Below are 24,464 nucleotides of genomic sequence, written 5' to 3'. Positions count from 1 at the left end.
ATGTACGAGCTCAACCGGGTCCGCCTCTACTCGATCGGACCGGCCGGCGCCCGCTACGCCGACACGGTGCTCGACCTGCGCGGTGTCGGCGAACCGGTGCCCGAGCCCGTGCCGCAGCAGATCGGCCTGTTCGGTGAGGACCCGGAGGGTCCGCAGCGCCGCCCCGCCCCCGCCGGCGTGCTGTTCCTGGAGAACGGCGGCGGTAAGTCCGTCCTGCTCAAGCTGATCTTCTCCGTGATGCTGCCCGGCCACCGAAACACCCTGGGCGGCGCCAGCTCCGGCGTGCTGCGCAAGTTCCTGCTCGCCGACGACTGCGGGCACGTCGCCCTGGAGTGGCAGCACACCGTCACCGGCGAGCTGATCGTGGTCGGCAAGGTCAGCGAGTGGCGCGGCCGCCAGGTCTCCTCCGACCCGCGCAAGTTCGCCGAGCTCTGGTACTCCTTCCGCCCCGGCCCCGGCCTGACCCTGGACTCGCTCCCGGTCGCCGAGCGGATCAACCTGGCCGACCAGAGGGCCCGTGGCCGCCGCCGCACCATGAAGGGCTTCCGCGACGCCCTCACCGAGACCGGCAAGGCGCACCCGTACCTCGACCTCACCTTCGAGGACGGCCACGACCGCTGGACCGAGCACCTCGGCGAACTCGGCCTCGACCCCGAACTCTTCCGCTACCAGCGCGAGATGAATGCCGACGAGGGTGAGGCCGCCGGCCTCTTCGCGGTCAAGCACGACTCCGACTTCACCGACCTGCTGCTGCGCGCCGTCACCGACACCCGCGACACCGACGGCCTCGCCGACCTGGTCCACGGCTTCGCCGCCAAGCTCGGCCGCCGCGCCGAACTCACCGCCGAACGCGACTTCACCGCCGGCTCGCTCGACCTGCTGCAGCGGATCGTCGACTGCACCACCGCCCGGGAGAGCGTCCGCGAGACGCACCGCACCGCCGAGCGCCGCACCCGCCGACTCGCCCATGCCCTCGCCACCCGCGCCGCCGCCGAACGCGACCGTGCCCAGGACCTCGCCATCGAGGTCGCGGCCGCCGCGAGCGCCGTCACCGCCGCCGAGGCCGACCGCACCCGGCACTCCCTGATCGTCGCGGAGCTGACCCACCGCCACGCCACCCTCGGGCTCGCCGCCGCGACCGCCGAGGCCGCCGCGCTGCGCCGCGAGCTGACCGACGCCCGTACGCTGCACTCCGCCTGGCAGGCCGCCGAGGCGGTGCTGCGCCACCGCGCGGCCGCCGACCGGGTGGCCCGGGTCGCCGCTGCGATCCGCGAGGCCGAGCTGGACGCCGCCCCGGCGCTCGCCGCCCGCGCCAAGGCCGCCGGTGCGCTGGCCCGGGCGCTGGAGAGCGCCGCCGTCGCCGCCGAGACCCGCGCCGACCAGGAGGAGCTGCGCGCCGAGGAGCTGCAGTCCGACGGCGCCGCCGCGCAGGCCGAGGCCACCGCCGCCGCCACTGCCGCACAGAAGGCCCGCAGCGAGGACGAGCACCTGCGCCAGCGCCTCGCCGAGGTCGAGCAGGAGACCCAGGCCGCCGTCGAGGCCGGCTGGATCGACGCGGACGCCGACGAGCCGGACCCGGCCCGAGCCGCCCTGTTCGCGGCCGACGCCGAGAAGGCCGCCACCAGCGCACTGGAGCAGGCCCGGGCCGCCGCCGAGCAGACCGCCGCCCGGGTCCGGGAGACCTCGGCCCTGGCCGCCAAGGCCGAACTCGCCGCCGCCCGGGCCGCCGACGCGCACACCGCCGCCCGCCGCGCCCTGGGCGGCGAGCAGCGGACCGCCGCGCTGCTCGCCGCCGAGGAGCGCCTCGCCGACCTGCTCTCCCTGACGCCGTACCAGGAGGGCGCCGAGGAGGGCGAGGGCTTCCTCACCCCCGCCGTCCTCGACGTCAACGCCGACGACCTGCGCGAGCAACTCGACCAGGCCATCGCCACCGCCGAGCGGACCCTCTTCGACCTCCGCACGGCTGCCGCCGAGGACTCCCGCATCCTGGCCGCGCTCGGCGACGGCGGGCTGCTGCCGCCGGGCCCCGACGTGCTCGCCACCGTGGAGTACCTCGGTGAGCACGGCGTGCCCGCGCTGCCCGGCTGGCGCTACCTGGCCCAGTCCGTCGACCCGGCCGACCACGAGGCGATTCTCGCCGCCCGGCCCGAACTGGTCGACGGCGTGGTCGTCACCGACCCCAACTCGCTCGACCGCGCCCGCGAGGCCCTGGGCAACGCCGCCCTGCTGCCGCGTTCCACCGTCGCCGTCGGCACCGCCGCCTCGCTGATCGCCCCGATCACCGACGAGCCCGCCTTCTTCCTGGTGCCACCGAACCCGGCCATGCACGACGAGAACGCCGCCGACGGCGAGCGCCGCGAACTGCGCGCCCGCGCCATGGCTCGCGAGGAGCACATCCGCGAACTCGCGGCCCGGCTCGGCCACGACCGCGCCCTCGCCGCCCGCCTCGCCTCCTGGCACGCCAGCTGCCCGCCCGGCACCCTCGCCGAACTCGCCGAAGCCGTCCAGGCCGCTGCCCTCGCCGCCGAGAGCGCCGCCGCCGAACTCGCCACCCTGCGTGCCGAGCACGCCGAGGCCGAGACCGACCACGCCGCGGCCGCCGCCATCCACGAGGACCACCGGGAGAGTGCCCAGCGTGCCCGTCGCCGCGCCGACGCTCTGGCCGGACTCGCCTTCCGGCTGCGCGAACGCGCCAACTGGGCCCGCCGCCGCCGCGAACTCACCGAGGACGCCGCCGAGTGCGACCGCCGCCAGGCCGCCTGCGCCGAGCGCGCCCGCACCTGCGACGAGGACCGCCGCGCCGCTCAGCGCGCCGCCGACGACGCCCGCCGCACCGCCCGCACCCTGCGCGCCGAACGCGCCGAGATCTCCGCCGGCACGGAGATCATCGAACCCGACGAGGCCCCCGCCTCGCTGCCCGCCCTGCGCGAGGCCTACCGAGCCGCCTCCCAGCTCTACGAGAAGGTCGGTGTCGGCGCCGACCTGCGTGCCGAACAGGCCCGCGCCGAAGGCGACGAGGCCGCGGCCGCCGCCGAGCTCGACCGCCTCACCAACAAGGTCCGCACCCGCGCCGAGGAACTGCTCTCCAGCCCCGACGGCGCCGACGGCCCCGCCCGCCAGGCCGCCGCCGCGCGGGCCGAGGGGCTGGTCGCCACCATCGAGGCCCGGTCCGCCACCGCCAGCGAGCAACTCGGCCGCCTGCGCGGCGAGGTCGAGCGCTCCGCCCCCGCCGACGGCGCCGAGTGCCACACCGAACTGCCCGAGGACCTGGTCCCCACCGACCCCGAGCACGCCCAGACCCTGCTGCGCACCGCCACCTCGCTGCTGGCCGAGCGCCGCGAGCAGGTGGAGACGGCCCGCCTCGAGTACGCCGACCTCCAGCGCACCCTGGACGCCGCCCAGAGCGCCGCCGCCGACTTCGACGAGGCTGCGGCCGGGCTCCGCGACGGCCTGCGCGACAACCCCGAGGAGACGGAGCAGAGTTCGGACCCGTACCTCGGCGGCCTCGCCGAGGCCCGCAGCGCCGCCACCGAGACCCGTCGCAGCCTGCGCGCCGCCGCCACCGAGCTGAGCGCCGCCGAACTCGCCGTCCGCGACGCCGCCGACGCCCTGATCCGGCACGCCAACGCCGCTCGCTACGAGGCCGTGCGCACCCCCGCCCGCCAGCAGATCCGCGAACTCCCGGCCGCCACGCTGCCCGACCACGCGGCCGCATGGGCCGCCGCCTTCGCACCCCGACTGCGCGTCCTCAGCGACGAGTTGGCGCAGCTGGAACGCAACCGGGGCTCCATCGTGGACCGCCTGCGCGGCCTGGTGGAGAGCTCGCTGGCCACCCTGCGCGCCGCCCAGCGCCTGTCCCGGCTGCCCGACGGCCTGGGGGAGTGGTCCGGCCAGGAGTTCCTGCGGATCCGCTTCGAGGACCCGGACCACGCCGTGCTGGTCGAACGCCTCGGCGAGGTCATCGACGAGGCAACCCGCGCCGCCGTCAAGAAGAACTCCGACCTGCGCCGGGACGGAATGTCCCTGCTGCTGCGCGGAGTCGCCGCCGCCATCGGTCCGAAGGGCGTCAGCGTCGAGATCCTCAAGCCGGACGCGGTACTGCGCGCCGAACGCGTCGGCGTCGGCCAGATGTCGGACGTGTTCTCCGGCGGCCAGCTGCTCACCGCCGCCATCGCGCTCTACTGCACGATGGCCGCGCTGCGGGCCAACGACCGCGGCCAGTCCCAGCTCCGGCACGCCGGAACGCTCTTCCTGGACAACCCGATCGGCCGGGCCAACGCCACCTACCTGCTGGAGCTCCAGCGCGCGGTGGCCGACGCCCTGGGCGTCCAGCTGATCTACACCACCGGTCTGTTCGACACCACGGCGCTGGCCGAGTTCCCGCTGGTCATCCGCCTGCGCAACGACGCCGACCTGCGGGCCGGCCTCAAGTACATCTCCGTCGAGGAGCACCTCCGCCCCGGCCTCCCGGCCCCCCAGGACCCGGAGGGCCCCACCATTCACGGCGAGATCACCGCGACCCGGATGTTCAAGCGGCCCGCGGAGCCGGCGACCGTCTGAACGACTTCCCAGCGGTGAGGAGTTGCAGCGACAGGGGCATGGAGAGCCGTTCACGGCGCTCCACGCCCCTGCTGCTGCGCGACTCGGGCGGGACTGGGGTGCCGCCGCTCCGGTGGGCGGGAAGCGGTGTCCGGAGCGGCGGTCAGGAGGCCGGCGATCGGCTTGAAGAATTCTTCACATTCATAGATCCTGTACGCGTGACCGACGTGTTCGCCGAGGAACTGCGCGACCAGCTCGCCCAGGCGAGGCTGGACCTCGCGGCAGCCCGCGAGGCCGGGGACGAGGACGGGATCGATGCGTACCGGGGCCGGATCACCGGGCTGCTCCGCATCGCCGCCCGCCACAGCATCACGGTTCCGCACGAGCCGGACGACGACGTAGGGGACGAGGACTGAGCATGCCGGTACCGCTGTACCAGGCCAAGGCGGAGTTCTTCCGCACCCTCGGTCACCCGGTCCGGATCCGCGTTCTCGAACTCCTCCAGGACGGCCCGCGGCCGGTTCGCGAACTCCTCACCGAGATCGACATCGAAGCATCCAGCCTCTCCCAACAGCTCGCCGTGCTGCGCCGCACCCAGCTGGTCACCGCGACCCGCGAGGGAAACACCGTGGTGTACGAGCTGAGCACCCCCGACGTGGCGGAGCTGCTCGGCGCCGCACGCCGAATCCTCACCGCCCTGCTCGCCGACCAGGGCACACTGCTCGCCCAGCTGCGCGGCGGCGCGGCCGCCGAACCCCAGGGAGCCCACCGATGACGGACGCCAAGGCGGAGGAGAAGAGCCGCCGCAAGGCGATGCTGACCAGGGCGCTGATCTACATCGCGGCGACCCACATCTGGGCGGGCTTCATGATCCTGCTCTTCACGCTCGGCAAGCGCTGACGCCCTCGGGCGCGCTACGGGGACCGTTCAGGCCGCCTCGCCGGGCCGTCCCCGCTTCGCCGGGACCCGTTCCGACCGCCCCGCCGTCCGGACACTGCTCCACGCGGGCCCGCTGGGCCAGCGCGGCGTTCAGCACGCCGTCCAGCAGGCCGGGGAAGAGCGGTTCCAGATCCTCCGTGCGCAGCATGCTCATCCGGGCCGTCCCCCTGCGGAACTGGCGGATCACGCCCGCCTCGCGCAGCACCTTGAAGTGGTGGGTGGTGGTCGACTTGCTCACCGGCAGGCCGAACGCCTGGCAGGCCATCTCGTGCCGGTTGACCGCCAGTTCGGTGACGATCTGCAGCCGTACCGGGTCCGCGAGGGCGTGCAGCACCGCCTCCAGGCGGATCTCCCCGCAGGTGGGCTCCGGCAGTACGGCCTGGTCTCCGGTGGCTGCGATGGTCTCGGTCACTCCTCGATAGTACGAGAGGAATAGTAGTTTGACAGGTGTCGTACTACGAGAGATATCGTACGAGTGTCTCCATGAACCCCTGCGCGTCCGTCCTAGGAGCAGCCGTGAGTGCACTCTTCGAGCCGATCACCCTCCGATCGCTGACCATCCCCAATCGGATCTGGTTGGCACCGCTGTGCATGTACTCGGCCGCCCCCGAGGGGCCCGAGGCCGGTGTCGCCACCGACTTCCACCTCGCACACCTGGCCACCCGCGCGGCCGGCGGGGCCGGACTGGTGATGGTCGAGGCCACCGCAGTGCGCCCCGACGGGCGGATCACACCCTACGACCTGGGCCTGTGGAACGACCGGCAGCAGGAGCAGCTCGCCCGGGTCGCCGCACTCGTCAAGCAGCACGGCTCGGTGCCCGCCATCCAGCTGGCGCACGCCGGGCGCAAGGCCTCGCACGACCGGCCCTGGCTAGGCGGTGCGCCGCTCCCGGCGGACGGGCTCGGCTGGCAGACGGTCGCCCCGTCCCCGATCGGTTTCTCCGCCGGCGGGCCGGTGCCGCACGAGCTGACGGTCGACGAGATCCAGGAGCTGGTCCAGGCCTTCGCCGACGCCGCCAAGCGGGCGCTGGGGGCGGGCTTCCAAGTGGCCGAGATCCACGGCGCCCACGGCTACCTGATCCACGAGTTCCTCTCTCCGCTCAGCAATCACCGCACTGACGGCTACGGCGGCGACTTCGCCGGGCGCGCCCGGTTCGCGCTGGAGGTCGTCGCGGCGATCCGCGCCGTGTGGCCCGAGGAACTGCCGGTGGTCTTCCGGGTCTCCGCCACGGACTGGGTCGACGACCGGCCGAGCTGGACGCCCGAGGAGACCGTCCTGCTGGCCAAGGAACTCCAGGCGGCCGGCGTGGACCTGCTCGACGCCTCCTCCGGCGGGCTCGTCCCCGACGCCAGGATCCCGGTCGGCCCCGGCTACCAGGTGCCGTTCGCCGATCAGGTGCGCGCGGCCACCGGCCTGGCCACCAGCGCGGTCGGCCTGATCACCGACCCCGTCCAGGCCGAGGAGATCCTCACCAGCGGCAAGGCCGACGTGATCACCCTCGGCCGCGAACTCCTCCGCAACCCCTACTGGCCGCTCCACGCGGCCCAGCGGCTCGGCGTCACCCCCGACTGGCCGGTCCAGTATGGCTACGTGCTGAAGCGCTGAGCGACTGAGGGGGCCAACCATCGGTGGCTGAACCGCAGTTGGGCGATCCAGGTGCAGCACTGCTCCTACCGTGAGGGGCGCGGCGGTCAGCCATCCGCCGCCGCAGCGCACTTCGGTGAACGCGCTGGCACGCTGTCCGTTCGGTCGGGGGATCCGTGCGGCCAACTCCCCCGACCGAACGGACCGTTCCCCGCGCCCCGGCGCGATCCACGGCCGACGCCCGGATCAGTACTGCAGCGGCGCCCGGCTCCTGTCCGGGCGCCGCTTCGCGTAGCGGCTTCCGGACATCGGCGAGGCCGAGTTGGGCCTGCTCATCCGCTGCGCCGCGATCTGACGCGAGATGAAGATCTCCAACAGGCACCAAGCGGTGGCGAACACACCCACGCCGGTGGCCAGCAGCGCCGGCGCCAGCAGCCAACTCCCCGCGTACGAGGCCAGCGTCGCCACCATCAGCGTGACCAGGGTGCACGAGAGACTCATCCAGGCCCGAACGGCGGCCGACCGTACCTCGTCCGGTAGGCGACGGCGTGCAGCGGACATCCAGACCCCCAAGGCGCGGACGAACGGCGACCGAGAACCGAGTTGGCGCACTCCTCGCCACGATGCGCCCCTCGTGCACGCGATGCGCCGCGAGCAAGAATGGCGCACCCCCGGCGGGGGCGGACACGCCCCCGGTACGGATGACGCGCCGTCCTGTCGACGGCGCGCCGTGCGCCACCCGAGCGACACCTTGCCCCGTTCCGCGCCGGTCATGCCCGAAAACCGCCGGACCATGGCAAGAACGGGCAGGCGACCAGGCGGATACGGTCAGCCCAGGGTGGCGTCCAGTTCCTCGAGCGCCCCCACCACGATCGTGCGCATCGACTGCTCGGCCAGCTCCGCGTCGCCCGCGCAGATCGCGTCCGCCACCTCCCGATGCAGCCGAACCGCGTACGGTCTCGGCTGGTGCGGCATCAGCTGATGCTCTGTCCGGCCGGTCAACACAGCGCCGACGGTGTCGCCGAGATGCGCGAACATCTCGTTCCCGGACGCTTTCAGGATGGTCGCGTGGAAGGCGATGTCGTGCTTCAGGAAGGTCTTCAGATCGGCTGCACGGGCGGTGACGGTCAGCTCGACGGCCAGCGCACTCAGCTCGCGCCGCTGGTCGTCGGTGGCGTGACGGGCCGCCAGTCCTGCGGCGGCCGGCTCGACCGCCACCCGCAGCGAGCCGAGCGAACGCAACTGGGCCGAGCGGTCCGCCCCGGCGAGCCGCCAGCGGATCACCATCGGGTCGAACACGTCCCAGCCCGACTTCGGCTGGACGGTGATGCCCACCCGACGCTTGGGCGCAACCATCCGCATCGACTCCAGGATCCGCACCGCCTCGCGAACCACCGTGCGGGAGACGCCGTACCTGGCCTCCAGCTCCTCGCTGCGCAGCACCGTGCCGGCCGGGATCTCACCGGAGGCGATGGCTGGTCCGAGGTCTGCGAGGAGGCGGCCGGGCAGGCCCTGGATGTCCATCCGTCCAGGGTAGAGGGCGCAGCCCCGGCGGTAGATCGTCAGGCATAGAAAGTATGACGATTGAGTTTCAGCCTCTTGAATAAGTCATATCTTTGCGTGATGGTTGCACCCGAGCAGGCAGAACAGGAGCACTACCCCATGGCTCTCAGCGTCGAGAACCAGCACCGGACCACCCCCCGGCCCATCGTGGTCGTCATGGGTGTCTCCGGGGTCGGGAAGACCACCGTCGCCCGGCTGCTGGCCGAGCGGCTCGGCCTTCCCTACGCCGAGGCCGACGACTTCCATCCGCCCGCCAACATCGCCAAGATGACGGCTGGCATCCCGCTGGACGACGAGGACCGCAGGCCCTGGCTGCACGCGCTCGCCGATTGGCTCGGCGAGTGCGCCAAGGCGGGAACCGGCGGTGTGGTCACCTGCTCGGCGCTCAAGCGGCAGTACCGCGACATCCTGCGCACCGACTGCCCGGACGCCTTCTTCCTGCACCTCAGCGGCGGCCACGGCCTGATCGAGGACCGGCTCGCCCACCGCACCGGCCACTTCATGCCACCCTCACTGCTCGACTCCCAGTACGCCACCCTCGAACCGCTGCAGCCGGACGAGCGCGGCGCGGTACTGGACGTCACCCACACGCCCGCACAACTCGTCGAGATGGCCGAGGAACTGCTGTGACTCGCCCGCCCGCCCCCGGGCGTTCTTGACCCGCTTCGCACGCCTTCCGCTCCCGCACCCCCTCGTCCCCGGTCATCCGCCGCTCCGGGCGGCGGCACGCCCCGGACCCGGGCGGCTGGAGCCCGTCAATGGAGACCTCGCGTGACCCCCACTCTCCTCGCGGCCGCCCCACCGGCCCTGCCGCACACCGGCAGTGACGGCCAACTCCTGGCAGCCGTGCTGCTCAGCATCGGTGTGATCGTGCTGCTGATCACCAAGCTGAAGCTGCACCCCTTCCTCGCGCTGACGCTCGGCTCCGGGTTGCTCGCCGCTGTCGCCGGAGCGCCCTTCGACAAGCTGACCACCAGCTTCGTCACCGGCTTCGGCGCCACCGTGAGCAGCGTCGGCCTGCTGATCGGCCTGGGCGCGATGCTCGGCAAGCTGCTCGCTGACTCCGGCGGGGCGAACATCATCGCCGACACCGTGCTGGCCCGCTCCGGCAAGCGGCTGCTGCCCTGGGCGATGGCACTGATCGCGGCCGTGCTGGGGCTGCCGCTGTTCTTCGAGGTCGGTGTGGTGCTGCTGGTCCCGATCGTGCTGCTGGTCGCCCGACGGGCGCCGCTCACGTACGGGGCGAGCGTCCCGGTGATCCGGATCGGCATCCCGGCGCTGGCCGGACTCTCCGTGCTGCACGGCCTGGTGCCGCCGCACCCGGGTCCGCTGGTCGCCGTCGACGCACTCAAGGCCGACCTCGGGGTGACCCTCGCGCTCGGCCTGCTGATCGCCGTGCCGACCCTGATCGTCGCCGGTCCGCTGTTCTCCCGCCTCGCCGAGCGCTGGGTCGGCCCGCTGAGTCTCCCGGCCGAGACCACCCCGCGGGAGAACGAGCGCCCCGAGCGCACTCCGCGGTTCGGTGCGGTGCTCGCCACCATCCTGCTGCCCGTCGTGCTGATGCTCGGCAAGGCCCTCGCCGACGTGGTGGTCGACGACCCCAAGGCCGGCATCCAGCGCTTCGTCGACTTCGTCGGCTCCCCGTTGATCGCCCTGCTCGCAGCCGTACTGCTGGGCATGCTGACCCTCGGCAAGGCCGCCGGCTTCGACAAGGCCCGGATCGCAGGCACCGTCGAGAGGTCGCTCGGCCCGATCGCGGGCATCGTCTTCATCGTCGGCGCGGGCGGTGGCTTCAAGCAGACCCTGATCGACGTCGGCGTCGGCAACGTGGTCAGCACCTGGTCCGGCAAGTGGCACATCTCGGCGCTGCTGCTCGGCTGGCTGATCGCCGTACTGATCCGCCTCGCCACCGGCTCGGCCACCGTCGCCACCATCACCGCGGCCGGCATCGTCGCGCCGCTGGCCGCCGGCATGTCCAGTACCCACGCGGCCCTGCTGGTGCTCGCGATCGGCGCCGGCTCGCTCTTCCTGTCGCACGTCAACGACGCCGGATTCTGGCTGGTGAAGGAGTACTTCGGGATGAGCGTCGGCCAGACGCTGAAGTCCTGGTCGATCATGGAGACAGTGATCTCGGTGGTCGCCATCGCCTTGATCCTCCCGCTCAGCCTGGTCGTCTAGCGCCGCACCGCCGGAGACGTCCCGACGGGGCGCAAGGCCGGCCCGGTGAGCGGACCTTCGCGCCGTCCGCCCCGGCGGTCCGAACCGACCGTCCCCGCGCGGCAATCACAGCAGACCGTTGGACCTGTGCCGCTCGGCCGGCGAGGCCGGACCGGCCGTTCATCCGATGTCGGACGATCCACTCGTCTGAAGACGTACGGTCGGTCGATCTGACGTCGGACGGTCCACTCATCCGACATCGGAGTATCCGCCCATCCGACATCCCGCAGCTGGCTCATCCGACATGTGACCGTGTGTCGATCCGACAACGTCCCGGGCGCGCCGAAGGGCGGGTACCCACCTTCCGGGTACCCGCCCTTCGACTGGTGGCTCAGAGCACCGCGCCCGAGCCCCTGGGCATACGGCCCTGCCGCGTTCAGCCCTGTCGGCGCTTCGACAGGAAGGCCTCGACCTGGTCCCGGATCTCCGGGGTGTCCAGGCCGCGCACCGTCATGGTGGTGCGGCGGCGCAGCACGTCGTCGGCGGTGTACGCCCACTCGCTGTCGGCGGCGTAGGCAACCTGCGCCCAGACGTCCGGGCCGTCCTCGTGGATCGGCTCGCCCAGCTCGGGGTTATCGGCGATCAGACGCGCGATCTCGAAGGAGAGCGTGCCGTAGTGGCTGGCCAGGTGCTTGGCGACCAGCGGGTCCATCCGCGAGCCCGGCTCGCGGTCGATCAGCAGGCGGTGCGCGACGGCGTTCGGGGTGCCGACACCCGGCAGCGGAACGGTGCGGGCGATCGGCGACATGTCGTCCGCCAGGCCGGTGCCGGAGACGTGCGCCAGCTTCTCCAGCACGGTGCGGCCGATGTGCCGGTAGGTGGTCCACTTGCCGCCGGCGACCGACAGCATGCCGCCGCGTCCCTCGGTGACGACCGTCTCGCGCTTGGCGGCGGCGGTGTCGCCCGGGCCGCCGGGGAGCACACGCAGACCGGCGAAGGAGTAGGTGATCAGGTCGCGGTCGAGGTGCTCGTCGCGGATCGCGTGCGAGGCCTCGCCCATGATCTGGTCGATGTCCGCCTCGGTGGCGCGCACGTCACGCGGGTCACCGGTGTACTCCTCGTCCGTGGTACCCAGCAGGACGTGGTCCTCCCACGGGATGGCGAAGGAGACGCGGTACTTGTCGATCGGGATGGTCAGCGCGGCACGCCACGGGCTGCGGCGCTTGACCACCACGTGCGCACCCTTGGACAGGCGGATGCTGGGCGCGGCGCCCGCGTCCTCCATCTTGCGCAGGTGGTCGACCCACGGGCCGGTCGCGTTCAGCACCAGGCGGGCGTTCACACCGAACTCGCTGCCGTCCAGGCGGTCGCGGACCTCGGCACCGGTCACCCGGCCGCCGGTGAAGCGCAGACCGGTCACCTCGGCGTGGTTGAGCACCACGGCACCCGCGTCCACGGCGGCGCGGACCGTCATCACGGCGACCCGCGAGTCGTTCATCTGGTGGTCGCCGTAGACCGCGACCGAGCGCAGGCCCTCGGTGCGCAGCGCGGGCACCTGCTGGGCGGCGTGCGCGGCGGTGGAGACCCGGCCCATGCCGTCACGGAAGGCGGACAGCGCGGAGTACAGGAAGACGCCCGCGCCGAGCTTGGTGGCGCCGTGCGGGCCGCCCTTGTAGACGGGGACGAAGAAGGTCAGCGGGTTGACCAGGTGCGGCGCCACGTCGGTGGCCAGCGCCCGGCGCTCCTTGTGGTTCTCGGCGACCAGCTTGACCGCACCGGTCTGCAGGTAGCGCAGACCGCCGTGGACCAGCTTGGAGGAGGCACTGGAGGTGGCACCGGCGAAGTCGCCCGCGTCCACCATGGCGACCTTGAGACCCGCCTGCGAGGCGGTCCAGGCCACGGCCGTGCCGAGGATGCCGCCGCCGATCACCAGCAGGTCGTAGGTCGCCTTGCCCAGCAGCTCACGGGTCTCGGCGCGGGAGGCGGTGCGTCCGGCGGTGCGCTCGGCGCCCAGGGTCGGAATGGTTGCCATGGTGTGTGTACGGCGCGCGGTGCGGGCGGCGCCGTGTCTCCTCTCGGTGTGCGGTGCGGCCTCTGCTGGGAGGCCGGGGGGACCGGCCTTGGTCACGGCCGGTTCCCTTGCGATGAAGCTCCGTCGGCGGCCCCGGGCGAGGCTTCCGATGAAGCGCCGATGGCCGGCCGGGGCGTGGCGCCCCGACCGGCTTCGGTTCAGTCCTGCTCGTCTTCCTCCACCCAACCCATGGTGCGCTCCACGGCCTTGAGCCACTTCTTGTACTCACGCTCGCGGGTGGCGTCGTCCATGCGCGGCGTCCACTCGGCTGCGCGGTGCCAGTTGGCCCGCAGGGTGTCCAGGTCCGGCCAGAAGCCGACCGCGAGGCCGGCCGCGTACGCGGCACCGAGCGCGGTGGTCTCGGCCACGTACGGGCGCTCGACCGGGGCGTTCAGGACGTCGGCGATGTTCTGCATCAGCAGGTTGTTGGAGGTCATGCCGCCGTCGACCTTGAGGGCGGTGAGCTCGACGCCGGAGTCCTTCTCCATCGCGTCGACGACCTCGCGGGTCTGCCAGGCGGTGGCCTCCAGGACGGCCCGGGCGAGGTGGCCCTTGGTGACGTACCGGGTCAGACCGGCGATCACACCGCGGGCGTCGGAGCGCCAGTACGGGGCGAACAGGCCGGAGAAGGCGGGGACGAAGTAGGCGCCGCCGTTGTCCTCGACGGTGTTGGCGAGGGTCTCGATCTCGGCGGCGGTCGAGATGATGCCGAGCTGGTCGCGCAGCCACTGCACCAGCGAACCGGTGACGGCGATCGAGCCCTCCAGGGCGTAGACCGGCTTCTGGTCGCCGATCCGGTAGCCGACCGTGGTCAGCAGGCCGTGGTAGGAGTTGACGATCTTCTCGCCGGTGTTCAGCAGCAGGAAGGTGCCGGTGCCGTAGGTCGACTTGGCCTCGCCCTCGTCGAAGCAGGTCTGGCCGAACAGCGCGGCCTGCTGGTCACCGAGCGCCGAGGCGACCGGCACGCCCTCCAGGTCGCCGACCGCGTGGCCGTAGACCTCGGCGGAGGAGCGGATCTCCGGCAGGACGGCCATCGGCACCTGCATGGACTGGGCGATCTTCTCGTCCCACTCCAGGGTGTGCAGGTTCATCAGCATGGTGCGGCTGGCGTTGGTGACGTCCGTGACGTGCTTGCCGCCGTTGACACCACCGGTGAGGTTCCAGATGACCCAGGTGTCCATGGTGCCGAAGAGGATCTCGCCGCGCTCGGCGCGCTCGCGAAGGCCCTCGACGTTGTCCAGCAGCCAGCGGATCTTCGGGCCGGCGAAGTAGCTGGCCAGCGGCAGGCCGGTCTCGCGGCGGAAGCGGTCCTGGCCCACGTTGCGGCCCAGCTCGCGGCAGAGCGCCTCGGTGCGGGTGTCCTGCCACACCAGTGCGTTGTGCACGGGCTCGCCGGTGTTCTTGTCCCACAGGACGGTGGTCTCGCGCTGGTTGGTGATGCCGATCGCGCGGATGTCGTCCTTGGTGAGACCGGCCTTCTCCAGCGCGCCGCGGACCACGGACTGCACTCGGGTCCAGATCTCGGCGGCGTCGTGCTCGACCCAGCCCGGCTGCGGGAAGATCTGGCTGTGCTCCTGCTGGTCGACGGCGACGATCCGGCCGTCGGCGCCGAAGATGATGCAGCGGCTGGACGTGGTGCCCTGGTCGATCGCGGCGATGTAGTTGGCAGTCATTGGGATCCTCGGCTGAGTAAGTGGTCCAAGGGGTGCCGCGCTGAGCGCGCCCTCGGAAGGGTGGAGGGTGACGGGCGGGTGCGGGTGACGCAGTCTCAGTCCCCGTCAGCGGGTGCGGGGCAAACCCGGCGTGGTTCGGGGGCGAGGTCAGAACGCGACGTGGTACAGAGCACCGGCGAGCAGACCGCCGATGACCGGACCGACCACCGGGATCCAGGCGTACGACCAGTCCGAGCCGCCCTTGTTCGGGATCGGCAGCAGCGAGTGCACGATGCGCGGGCCGAGGTCGCGGACCGGGTTGATGGCGTAGCCGGTCGGGCCGCCGAGCGAGAGGCCGATGCCGACCACGGTGAACGAGGTGATCAGCACGCCCATGCCGGAGAGGCCGATGCCCTTGGTGAGGCCCTGGGTGAGGATCGCCATGCAGAGCACCAGGGTGCCGATGATCTCGGTGAGCAGGTTCTGGACCGGGTTCCGGATCTCGGGACCGGTCGAGAAGATGCCGAGCGTGGGCTCCTCGTTGGCCTGGAACTGGCCGAAGTAGGTGAGCCACACCAGCACGGCGCCGATCATCGCGCCGAGCAGCTGGGAGCCGAGGTAGACCGGCACCTTGCTCCAGTCGCCGCTGTCGACGGCGAGGGCCAGGGTGACGGCCGGGTTGAGGTGAGCGCCGGACTTGGGGGCGACCATGTACGCGGCGATCATGACCGCGAAGCCCCAGCCGAAGGTGATGGCGAGCCAGCCGGCGTTGAGGGCCTTGGACTTCTTCAGCGTGACGGCGGCGCAGACGCCGCCGCCGAGCAGTATCAGGGCGGCTGTGCCGAGGGTTTCGCCGACGAAGATGTCGCCGTTGGAGAAGGCGGACACTGAGACTCCTTTGTCCGTATGGCGTCCGTGTTGCCCGGAGCAGGTGGGGGAGGGCGCGTCGCGGCGGGGGAGTCCGCAACGGGATGGGTGCGTCCCGTCCCTGGGCCGCACCCCGACGGTGGCGTTCCGGTTCTCACGGACGCCGTTCGACAATGTCGACCGCCATGCGGAAGAGCTTCCACCTCCCGTCGCCCCTACGTCAAGACGGGGTGATACTCCTGTGATCCATCACTCGCAGTGATCGGCCGACCCCCCGGAAGTCGGGCCGCAAATGACGCGAAAACCCGACAGAACGACGAAGCGCGGACAGGCTCCAGCCTGTCCGCGCTTCGACACGCAGTGATGGGGGAGTGCGGGGTCAGAAGCGACCGGCGCCCAGGTCCCGGGAGATCGCCCGTGCGGCGCTGCGCACGGAGGCGACCAGCGAGGGCCGGACGAAGCCGTCCTCGCAGACCCGCTCCACCGCGCCGCTGATGCACACCGCGCCGACCGGATTGCGCCGCCGGTCCTGGATCAGTGCACCGATCGAGGCCACGCCCTCCCAGGTCTCCTCGATCGAGTCCGCCCAGCCGCGCTCGCGGATCAGCGCGCACTCCGCGTCCACGTCGGCCAGCTCGGTCAGGGTGCGCAGGGTGTACGACTCCAACGGGCCCACGCCCAACTCCCCGCGCGCAACCGGGTCGTAGGCCATCAGCACCTTGCCCAGCGCGGTGCTGTGCAGCGGCTGCATCGAGCCGACCTCCAGCACCTGGCGGGTGTCGTCGGGCCGGAAGACGTGATGGACGATCAGCACACCCTGCTGGTGCAGCACTCCGAGATAGACCGTCTCACCGGCCGCCCGGGCCAGGTCGTCGGCCCAGACCAGGGCGCGGGCGCGCAGCTCGTGCACGTCCAGATAGCTCTGGCCCAGCCGCAGCAGCTCCGCGCCCAGCTGGTACTTACCGCTCTCCGGATCCTGCTCGACGAAACCCTCCTGCTGCAGGGTACGCAGGATGCCGTGCGCCGTCCCCTTGGCCAGATCGAGCGCCGTGGCCACCTCGGACAGGCCGAGCCGACGCTCACCGCCGGCCAGCAGGCGCATGATCGCGGCGGCCCGGGAGAGCGACTGGATCGGGCCGGGCATGTTCACCTCCGCTGACTGACGGTCGACATTGTCGACCGAGTGGTATCGCCATGAGTCTGCCAGGCCGATGGCCGGGCGCGCACGTTTCCCCGGAGTTGCGGTCGGCTTCACCGGGTGTGCAATCACCTCCGCAGGGCGCGTACGGCGTGCGCGAGCCCCGAGATCTGCGCCTCGCCCACCCGGCAGCAGCCGCCGACCAGCCGCGCGCCGTCGGCGACCCAGCCCGCCACGCGGTCCGGACGGAAGGTCGGCTCGCCCCGCCAGCCGCCGTCGGCCCAGCGCTCCCCGCTGTTCGGGTACACCACCACCGGCTTGCCGCTCACCTCGGCGGCGAGCCGCACCGCCCGGTCCGCGTCCTGCGGGGTGCAGCAGTTCACGCCGACCGCCAGCACCTCGGGCACCCCGGCCGCCAGCGCGAACGCCTCCGCCAGCGGCTGTCCGGCCCTGGTCCGCTCCCCCTCAATACTGAACGACAGCCACGCGGGCACCCCGAGCCCGTCGAGCAGACCCAGCACCGCCTCGGCCTCGTCGATGTCCGGGATCGTCTCCACCGCCAGCACATCGGGACCGGCTGCCGCCAGCGCCTCCAGCCTCGGCCGGTGGAACGCCGCCAGCTCCGCCACGCTCAGCCCGTACCCGCCCCGGTACTCCGAACCGTCCGCCAGCACCGCACCGTACGGACCCACCGACGCCGCCACCCACAGCGGCCGCCCCACCTCGGCCTGCCGCGCCGCCTCCCGGGCCAGTTCGACGCTCCGTGCCAGCAGCCGCCCGGCCGCCGCCCGGCCGACCCCGTGCCGGGCGAACCCCCCGAAGCTCGCCTGGTAGCTGGCCGTGATCGCCACGCTCGCGCCCGCCCGGTAGTACCCCAGGTGGGCACCGGTGAGGGCCGCCGGATCGTCCGCGAGCAGCCGCGCCGACCAGAGCTCGTCCGACAGGTCGTACCCGGCGTCCGACAACTGGTTGGACAGCCCGCCGTCGAGCACCAGCGGACCGGCCGCGAGCGCGGCGGCGAAGCCGCCCGAAGGGGCGGCGGGGGGAGTGGCGGACACGGCGACCTCCTGACAGTGCCAACTGTCTGCACTCTAGGACGCCCCAGGTCAGCCCCACCCACCAGCCCACCCGCCGGGATCCCGCCCCGTCTCCGCCCGCCCCGCCGCCCCTCCGGTTCCTGCCGCGCTCCGGGCCGCTCCCACCGCTGGCCGGCATCCCCCGGCACGAAAACCGTTGGCCGGTTGTCAGAGCCGTGCGCTAGGTTCTGCTCAGTCGGAGAACGACCGGTTCCCCGGGGGGAGGCGCGGCATGTCAACACCACCAGTGGCAACGGAGCAGCAGTGGTTGGCGGCCTACCAACCGTCCGCCTACCCGCCGATCGCCGTCACCGTCGACGTCGTCGCGCTGACCTTGAGCCAGGGCAGGCTGCACGTCCTGCTCGTCCGACGCGGTGAGCCGCCCTTCCAGGGCTGCTGGGCACTACCCGGCGGCTTCCTCCGCGCCGGCAAGGAGAGCCTGGAGCAGGCCGCGGTCCGCGAACTCGCCGAGGAGACGGGCCTACGGCTCGGCACCGACCCGGGCACCGCACTGGGCCGGATCCACCTGGAACAGCTCGGTACCTACGGAGACCCGGGCCGCGACCCACGGATGCACGTCGTCTCGGTCGCGTACCTGGCCTTCGCCCCTGACCTGCCGGCCCCCCAGGCCGGCACCGACGCGGCAGCCGCCGCATGGCACGGGGTCGACTCGGTCGACCTCGCTGCCACCCGGGCCTCCGGCCCGTCCGCCGAGGCCCACGGGGGTGGCGTCGGCGGACGGGTCGGGGCCCGCTCCACCACCCCGACGACCGCCCGGGCCGCCAGGGACAGCACCACCACGACCGAGTGCCCCACCGCCGGCGAGGACACCACCGCATCCCAGGGCACCGACCCGGCCGAGGGCACCGCCATCGCCCTCGCCTTCGACCACGCCCGCATCCTCTCCGACGGCCTGGACCGCGCCCGCGCCAAGCTCGAGTACAGCCCACTGGCCACCGCCTTCCTCGGCCACGACTTCACCATCCCCGAGCTGCGCGCCGTCTACGAGGCGGTATGGGACGAGAAGCTCCACCCGGGCAACTTCCACCGCAAGGTCCTCTCCGTCCCCGGTTTCGTCGAGGGCACCGGCACCACCGCCGATCGCGGCGGGGCCCGCGGCGGCCCCCGGGCCCGCTGCTACCGCTCCGGCGACGCCCAGTACCTCCACCCACCGCTGCTCCGCCCCACCCGCGAGGGCGAACCGGCCGCACCCGGGTCCGCGGGCCACCCCGGGCCACTACCATCCACCCCATGACCACTCAGCAGGCCGACCACCCCGCCGAACGCCGGCCCTTCGGTCCGGGCACGCACTGCCACTGGTGCGGCACGGCCTACCCGGCCGGCACCGTCGCCTGGCCCCGCACCTGCCCGGGCTGCGGTGAGATCAGCTACCGCAACCCGCTGCCCGTCGTGGTCACCCTGCTCCCCGTCAGCACCGCCGACGGCCAGGCCCTGACCGTCATCCGCCGCACCATCGAGCCCGGCTACGGCAAACTCGCCCTCCCCGGCGGCTACGTGGACTACGGCGAGAGCTGGCAGCAGGCCTGCGTACGCGAACTCCGCGAGGAGACCGGCATCGTGGCCGAGGCCGAGCAGATCACCCTGGTCGCCACCGACTCCGACCGGGCCGGCGGCTTCCTCTGCCTCTTCGGCCTGCTGCCCGCACGCGACCTCGCCGACCTGCCGCCCTCCGAACCCACCGACGAGACGGACGGCTGGCAGCTGATACCCGCGCCCGTCCAACTCGCCTTCCCCTTCCACACCCGAGTCTCCACGGCCTGGTTCCAGGGCGCCTACGCCCACCTCTGACCCGGCCCGTCCCGACCCCCGCACCACTTACTACTGCCCAGGAGACCTGGCGCAGCCGACGATCACATGGCATGGTCTGCACCGTCAGTGCCAGCCGGACGGGATCCGCCACGAGCACCCCCGTCCCCACCCCCGGCCGGGAGACCACCGTGAGCACCCCCACCCAGGACCAGCCCCTCTGGCGGCCCGACCCCGCTCGCGCCGCCGGCACCCAGCTGGTGGCCTTCCAGACCTGGGCCGCCGAGCACCACGGCGCCCCGGCCGGGCCCCTCGCCCCGACCACCGACGACGCCCAGGCCGCCGCCCGCTACGCTGCCCTGCACACCTGGTCCACCGAAGACCTGGAACGCTTCTGGACGGCCGTCACGCAGTGGTTCGACGTCCGATTCTCCACCGCACCCGACACCGTCCTCGCCGGCCGATCCATGCCCGGCGCCCGCTGGTTCCCCGGCGCCCGCCTCAACTACGCCGAGCACGCCCTCCGTTACGCGGACGACCCGGCCCACGCCGACCGCCCGGCGATCCTCCACCTCGACGAGACCACCGAGCAGCCCACCGAACTCAGCTGGGCCGAGCTGCGCCGCCAGGTCGCCTCCCTCGCCGAGGCCCTCCGCGCCCAGGGCGTCCGCCCCGGTGACCGCGTCGGCGCGTACCTGCCAAACATCCCGCAGGCCGTGGTCGCCCTGCTGGCCACCGCCGCCGTCGGCGCCGTCTGGACTTCCTGCGCCCCCGACTTCGGCGCCCGCAGCGTCCTCGACCGCCTCCAGCAGATCGAGCCGGTGGTCCTGTTCACCGTCGACGGCTACCACTACGGCGGCAAGGACCACGACCGCACCGAGGTCGTCGCTGAACTCCGCCGTGAACTCCCCACCCTGCGCGCCGTCGTACACGTCCCGCTGCTCGGCGCCCCGGCCCCGGAAGGCGCCCTCCACTGGGACGGCCTGGTCGGCGCCGACACCGCGCCCGTCTTCGAACAGGTCCCCTTCGACCACCCGCTCTGGGTGCTCTACTCGTCCGGCACCACCGGCCTCCCCAAGGCCATCGTCCAGAGCCAGGGCGGCATCCTCGTCGAACACCTCAAGCAGGCCGCCCTGCACCTCGACCTCACCCCCGAGGACCGCTTCCTCTGGTACACCTCCACCGGCTGGATGATGTGGAACTTCCTCGTCGCCGGTCTCCTGGTCGGATCCACGATCGTCACCTACGACGGCAGCCCCGGCCACCCCGACACCGGAGCCCTCTGGTCCGTTGCCGCCCGGACCCGCGCCACCGTCCTCGGTACCTCCGCCGCCTACGTGATCGCCAGCCGCAAGGCGGGACTGCACCCCGGCCGCGACCTCGACCTCGGCGCGGTGCGCTGCGTCGGCACCACCGGCTCCCCGCTTCCGCCCGACGGCTTCCAGTGGATCTACGACGAGGTCAAGCAGGACGTCTGGCTCGCCTCCGTCAGCGGCGGCACCGACATCTGCAGCTGCTTCGTCGGCGGCGTCCCCACCCTCCCGGTGTACCTCGGCGAGATCCAGGCCCCCTGCCTGGGCGCCGCCGTCGAGTCCTGGGACGTCCAGGGGCACCCCCACACCGACCAGGTCGGCGAACTGGTCGTCACCAAGCCGCTCCCGTCCATGCCCACCGGCTTCTGGAACGACCTCGACGGCCGCCGCTACCAAGACAGTTACTTCGACATGTACCCGGGCGTCTGGCGCCACGGCGACTGGATCACCACCACCTCCCGCGGCACCGTCGTCATCCACGGCCGCTCCGACTCCACCCTCAACCGCCAGGGAGTCCGGATGGGCTCCTCGGACATCTACGAGGTCGTCGAGCGCCTGCCCGAGATCGCCGAATCCCTGGTCATCGGCCTGGAGGAAGCCGACGGCGGCTACTGGATGCCGCTCTTCGTCGTCCTCGCCCCCGGCGCCGAACTCGACGACGCCCTCCGCACCCGCATCCGCACCTCCCTGCGTGAACAGCTCTCCCCGCGCCACGTCCCCGACGAGGTCATCGCGGTCAAGGGCCTCCCGCACACCCTCACCGGCAAGCGGATCGAGGTCCCGGTCAAGCGACTGCTCTCCGGCACCCCCCTCGACCAGGCGGTCAACCCCGGCTCCGTCGACAACCTCGACCACCTGCGCTTCTTCGAGACCCTCGGCCGCGAACGCCGGGCCTGACCGCACCTCGCGACGTGAGAGGTGCGCCCCTCACCAGGGGCGCACCTCTCACCGCTCACCTCATTCGCCGGACAGCACCTGCTGCGCCGCGGCCCGCGCCTCCTCGGCGGTGTCGGCGGCCCGCGCCGCCTCGGCCGCCCGCCGGCACTGTGCCAGCGTGTACTTGGCCAGTGCGGTGCGCACATACGGGATCGACGCCGCACCCATCGACAGGCTGGTCACTCCGAGACCGGTCAGCACACAGGCCAGCAGCGGGTCGGACGCGGCCTCACCGCAGACACCGCAGCTCTTGCCGGTGGCCCGGCCCGCGTCCGCGGCGGCGGCGATCAGGTCGAGCAGCGCCGGCTGCCACGGGTCCTGCAGCCGCGCCAGCGCACCCACCTGACGGTCGGCCGCAAAGGTGTACTGCGCAAGGTCGTTGGTCCCCAGCGACAGGAACTCGACCTCCTGCAGGATCGAGCGGGCCCGCAGCGCAGCCGACGGAATCTCCACCATCGCACCGAACTTGGCCGCCAGCCCGGCCTCCCGGCAGGCCTCGGCGAACGCCTTGGCGTCCAGCCGGTCGGCCACCATCGGCGCCATCACCTCAAGGTGCACCGGCAGACCCTCGGCAGCCTTGGCCAGCGCCCGGAGCTGGCCCCGCAGCACCTCGGGGTGGTCCAGCAACGTACGCAGGCCGCGCACACCCAGCGCCGGGTTCGGCTCGTCCGCGGGGGTCAGGAAGTCCAGTGGCTTGTCCGCGCCGGCATCCAGCACCCGCACCACGACCCGGCTCTCCGGGAAGGCCTCCAGCACCTTGCGGTAGGCCTCGACCTGCTTCTCCTCGCTCGGCGCCTTCGCCGAGTCGTCGAGGAACAGGAACTCGGTGCGGAACAGTCCGACCCCCTCCGCACCCGCTTCCAGCGCGGCCGGCAGGTCGGCCGGCCCACCGACGTTGGCGAGCAGCGGCACCTTGTGCCCGTCGGAGGTCTGCCCCGGACCGGACGAGGCCGCCATCGCGGCCTTCCGCTCGGCCGCGGTCTTCCGCAGCTCAGCCTGCTTCTCCTCGGACGGGTCGACCAGCACTTCGCCGGTGCTGCCGTCCACCGCCACCAGCCGGCCCTCGGCCAGTCCGGTCGCACCCGGCAGCGCGACGACGGCCGGAACTCCCATGGCCCGCGCCAGAATTGCACTGTGGCTGGTCGGCCCGCCCTCCTCGGTCACGAAACCGAGCACCAGCGTCGGGTCCAGCAAGGCGGTGTCGGCCGGCGCGAGGTCCCGGGCGAACAACACGTACGGCTCGTCGCTGTCCGGCACGCCCGGCATCGGCACACCCATCAGCCGGGCGACGATCCGGTTGCGGACGTCGTCCAGGTCGGCGACCCGCCCGGCCAGGTAGTCACCCGCCGCCGACAACAGCGCCCGGTACGCGGCGAAGGCGTCGTACACCGCGCGCTCCGCACTGCTGCCGACCGCGATCCGCCGGCTGACGTCGGCCATCAGCTCGGGATCCTGCGCCATCAGCGCCTGCGCCTCCAGCACGGCCTGGGCCTCGCCACCGGCCAGGTTGCCACGAGCGATCAGATCCGCCGCCACCGCGTCCACGGCCGCCTGCGCACGAGCCTGCTCACGCGGCGCTTCCTCGGTCGGAATCTGAGTGGCGGGCGGTTCGAGAGCCGCAGTACCCATGTGCCGGACCTGGCCGATCGCGACACCATGGCTGACGCCTACGCCGCGCAGTGCCTGTTCCATCTTCGTGAGTTCCTTTCACCCGCAATCCGGCCACGCGCCACTCCTGCTGGCACTCGTCGGGACCGGACCGGGCTCGTCCGTCTCTGGGGTCACTACGGGTGGTGGCCGCTCCGCGGCCCGATAGTGCGGTGCGCCGTCCCACACGAGCTGGAGGGACGGCGCACGGTGCGCGTGTACCCGGAATCAGTTCCAGGTGAACAGCTCGCCGCCGATGGCGACCTCACCGCTCTCGACAACCTCACCGAGCTGCTCGGCGGACGCCTCCAGCGCGACGATCGGCGAGATCGGGGACTTGCCCGCCGCCTCGACGGCCGCCGGGTCCCACTTGATGACCGGCTGACCACGCTTCACCTGGTCGCCCTTGCTGACCAGTAGCTCGAAGCCCTCGCCGTTCAGCTGCACGGTGTCGATCCCGAGATGGACCAGCACGCCGTGGCCGTCCGCATCCATCACCACGAACGCGTGCGGGTGCATCGACACCACCAGACCGTCCACCGGCGCCACCGCCGCAGTGGGCTCCCGCACCGGGTCGACGGCGGTGCCGGGACCCACCATGGCGCCGGCGAAAACGGGGTCGGGCACATTGGCCAGCCCGACAGCGCGACCGGCCAGCGGTGAGGTCACAGTGGTCATGGTGGAGCCTCCCAAGTACGGAGCACATCGTGCCGCCGCGGGCAGCGACGGAGACATCGACTGAAGCGTAAATCATGCCAAGTTGGGACATATCGCAAGAGTCTCGCGGGTGGAAACAGCGGTGTCCCGCCCGGCCGTCGGCCGGGCACCACACCGATGAGACCGGCCCGCAGCCCAGACGGCGACGATCCCCGCGAACTCAAGTGGTCTAGTCCTCTTGCCCAATGCGCCGCACTCTACGGCATGCGGGCGGCCCCCGACGATCGTGGCGACCGGTGCCTCGGGCGGGCGCCCCGCATCCGATCGGGTGACAGTGGCCGCGTCCCGATTAGGCGCTGGCGCCAGAAGCGGCTATCGTTGCTCAGGTCGCCGCGCTTCAGCGGTGAACGGAGCAAGTCAGATCGGTAAACACCTGGTCAACGCCGGGAAAACGGATCTGCTAAGCTGGAAACACGAAAGAACGAAGCGCCCGGAGGTTCCGCTGGAAGGCGGTCCGAAGGAAGCGTCCGTTCCTTGAGAACTCAACAGCGTGCCAAA

General features: G+C 72.3%; 19 protein-coding genes and 1 pseudogene. 10 read left to right on the top strand and 10 right to left on the bottom strand.

All coding sequences use genetic code 11. The features are described from left to right. The 4 genes from ABD369_RS31700 (at position 1) to ABD369_RS31685 (ending at position 5,439) form a co-directional block, all read left to right on the top strand. Positions 1–4,560: a hypothetical protein gene (locus ABD369_RS31700; RefSeq protein ID WP_344640043.1), complete on the top strand. Its 4,560-nt coding sequence runs from the start codon at positions 1–3 to the stop codon at positions 4,558–4,560. Positions 4,561–4,757: 197 nt separating this feature from the next. Continuing rightward, entirely contained in the window at positions 4,758–4,955 is a 198-nt protein-coding gene (locus tag ABD369_RS31695) for a hypothetical protein (RefSeq protein WP_344640042.1), read from the top strand. A gap of 2 nt (positions 4,956–4,957) precedes the next feature. Further along, a complete protein-coding gene (locus ABD369_RS31690; protein ID WP_344640041.1) occupies positions 4,958–5,314 on the top strand; it encodes an ArsR/SmtB family transcription factor in 357 nt (118 codons plus the stop codon). Continuing rightward, a complete protein-coding gene (locus ABD369_RS31685; protein WP_344640040.1) occupies positions 5,311–5,439 on the top strand; it encodes a DUF6126 family protein in 129 nt (42 codons plus the stop codon). The genes ABD369_RS31690 and ABD369_RS31685 overlap by 4 nt, the downstream gene beginning before the upstream one ends. A 100-nt stretch (positions 5,440–5,539) precedes the next feature. Here the strand turns inward: ABD369_RS31685 and ABD369_RS31680 are convergent. After that, positions 5,540–5,878: pseudogene (locus ABD369_RS31680) on the bottom strand (ArsR/SmtB family transcription factor); the annotation flags it as partial. A gap of 116 nt (positions 5,879–5,994) precedes the next feature. Here ABD369_RS31680 and ABD369_RS31675 point away from each other — a divergent pair. Further along, the gene (locus ABD369_RS31675) at positions 5,995–7,083 is read left to right on the top strand and encodes an NADH:flavin oxidoreductase/NADH oxidase (protein ID WP_344640039.1); all 1,089 of its coding nucleotides are present in this window, start codon (positions 5,995–5,997) and stop codon (positions 7,081–7,083) included. 225 nt (positions 7,084–7,308) lie between these two features. On the opposite strand, the gene ABD369_RS31670 is transcribed toward ABD369_RS31675, so the two are convergent. Together ABD369_RS31670 and ABD369_RS31665 are read right to left on the bottom strand one after the other, a co-directional pair. Further along, entirely contained in the window at positions 7,309–7,563 is a 255-nt protein-coding gene (locus ABD369_RS31670; RefSeq protein ID WP_344640038.1) for a hypothetical protein, read from the bottom strand. A 327-nt stretch (positions 7,564–7,890) separates the two neighbouring features. Further along, positions 7,891–8,586, bottom strand: a complete 696-nt coding sequence (locus ABD369_RS31665) for a FadR/GntR family transcriptional regulator (protein WP_344640037.1) — start codon at positions 8,584–8,586, stop codon at positions 7,891–7,893. Positions 8,587–8,724: 138 nt separating this feature from the next. Between ABD369_RS31665 and ABD369_RS31660 the strand changes: the two genes are divergently transcribed. Both ABD369_RS31660 and ABD369_RS31655 read left to right on the top strand, forming a co-directional pair. After that, a complete protein-coding gene (locus ABD369_RS31660; RefSeq protein ID WP_344640036.1) occupies positions 8,725–9,255 on the top strand; it encodes a gluconokinase in 531 nt (176 codons plus the stop codon). 141 nt (positions 9,256–9,396) lie between these two features. Next, positions 9,397–10,803, top strand: coding sequence for a GntT/GntP/DsdX family permease (locus ABD369_RS31655; protein WP_344640035.1), 1,407 nt, complete (start codon positions 9,397–9,399; stop codon positions 10,801–10,803). Between the two features lie 415 nt (positions 10,804–11,218). On the opposite strand, the gene ABD369_RS31650 is transcribed toward ABD369_RS31655, so the two are convergent. The 5 genes from ABD369_RS31650 to mmuM all read right to left on the bottom strand — a co-directional run bounded on the left by ABD369_RS31650 (position 11,219) and on the right by mmuM (position 17,568). Continuing rightward, complete coding sequence (locus ABD369_RS31650; RefSeq protein ID WP_344640034.1) at positions 11,219–12,814, bottom strand: glycerol-3-phosphate dehydrogenase/oxidase; 1,596 nt, start codon at positions 12,812–12,814, stop codon at positions 11,219–11,221. A gap of 197 nt (positions 12,815–13,011) precedes the next feature. Continuing rightward, positions 13,012–14,526, bottom strand: coding sequence for a glycerol kinase GlpK (gene glpK / locus ABD369_RS31645; RefSeq protein WP_344640033.1), 1,515 nt, complete (start codon positions 14,524–14,526; stop codon positions 13,012–13,014). Between the two features lie 147 nt (positions 14,527–14,673). Beyond that, positions 14,674–15,393: an MIP/aquaporin family protein gene (locus ABD369_RS31640; protein WP_344640032.1), complete on the bottom strand. Its 720-nt coding sequence runs from the start codon at positions 15,391–15,393 to the stop codon at positions 14,674–14,676. 358 nt (positions 15,394–15,751) lie between these two features. Next, positions 15,752–16,516, bottom strand: a complete 765-nt coding sequence (locus ABD369_RS31635) for an IclR family transcriptional regulator (RefSeq protein ID WP_344640031.1) — start codon at positions 16,514–16,516, stop codon at positions 15,752–15,754. 122 nt (positions 16,517–16,638) lie between these two features. Further along, positions 16,639–17,568: a homocysteine S-methyltransferase gene (mmuM, locus tag ABD369_RS31630; RefSeq protein ID WP_344640030.1), complete on the bottom strand. Its 930-nt coding sequence runs from the start codon at positions 17,566–17,568 to the stop codon at positions 16,639–16,641. Positions 17,569–17,818: 250 nt separating this feature from the next. On the opposite strand from mmuM, the gene ABD369_RS31625 reads away from it, so the two are divergent. The 3 genes from ABD369_RS31625 to ABD369_RS31615 all read left to right on the top strand — a co-directional run bounded on the left by ABD369_RS31625 (position 17,819) and on the right by ABD369_RS31615 (position 21,563). Then, complete coding sequence (locus tag ABD369_RS31625; RefSeq protein WP_344640029.1) at positions 17,819–18,841, top strand: NUDIX hydrolase; 1,023 nt, start codon at positions 17,819–17,821, stop codon at positions 18,839–18,841. Further along, a complete protein-coding gene (locus ABD369_RS31620; protein WP_344640028.1) occupies positions 18,838–19,395 on the top strand; it encodes an NUDIX domain-containing protein in 558 nt (185 codons plus the stop codon). Before ABD369_RS31625 ends, ABD369_RS31620 begins: the two co-directional genes overlap by 4 nt. Before the next feature lie 149 nt (positions 19,396–19,544). Continuing rightward, on the top strand, positions 19,545–21,563 hold the full coding sequence (locus tag ABD369_RS31615; RefSeq protein WP_344640027.1) for an acetoacetate--CoA ligase: 2,019 nt from the start codon (positions 19,545–19,547) through the stop codon (positions 21,561–21,563). Between the two features lie 60 nt (positions 21,564–21,623). On the opposite strand, the gene ptsP is transcribed toward ABD369_RS31615, so the two are convergent. Together ptsP and ABD369_RS31605 are read right to left on the bottom strand one after the other, a co-directional pair. Next, positions 21,624–23,294, bottom strand: coding sequence for a phosphoenolpyruvate--protein phosphotransferase (gene ptsP / locus ABD369_RS31610; RefSeq protein WP_344640026.1), 1,671 nt, complete (start codon positions 23,292–23,294; stop codon positions 21,624–21,626). A gap of 183 nt (positions 23,295–23,477) precedes the next feature. Then, entirely contained in the window at positions 23,478–23,927 is a 450-nt protein-coding gene (locus tag ABD369_RS31605) for a PTS sugar transporter subunit IIA (RefSeq protein ID WP_344640025.1), read from the bottom strand. Positions 23,928–24,464: the final 537 nt, after the last annotated feature.

This window comes from Kitasatospora cystarginea (assembly GCF_039533515.1).
Taxonomy (GTDB): Bacteria; Actinomycetota; Actinomycetes; order Streptomycetales; family Streptomycetaceae; genus Kitasatospora; species Kitasatospora cystarginea.
This window is presented reverse-complemented; position numbering and strand designations above follow the sequence as displayed.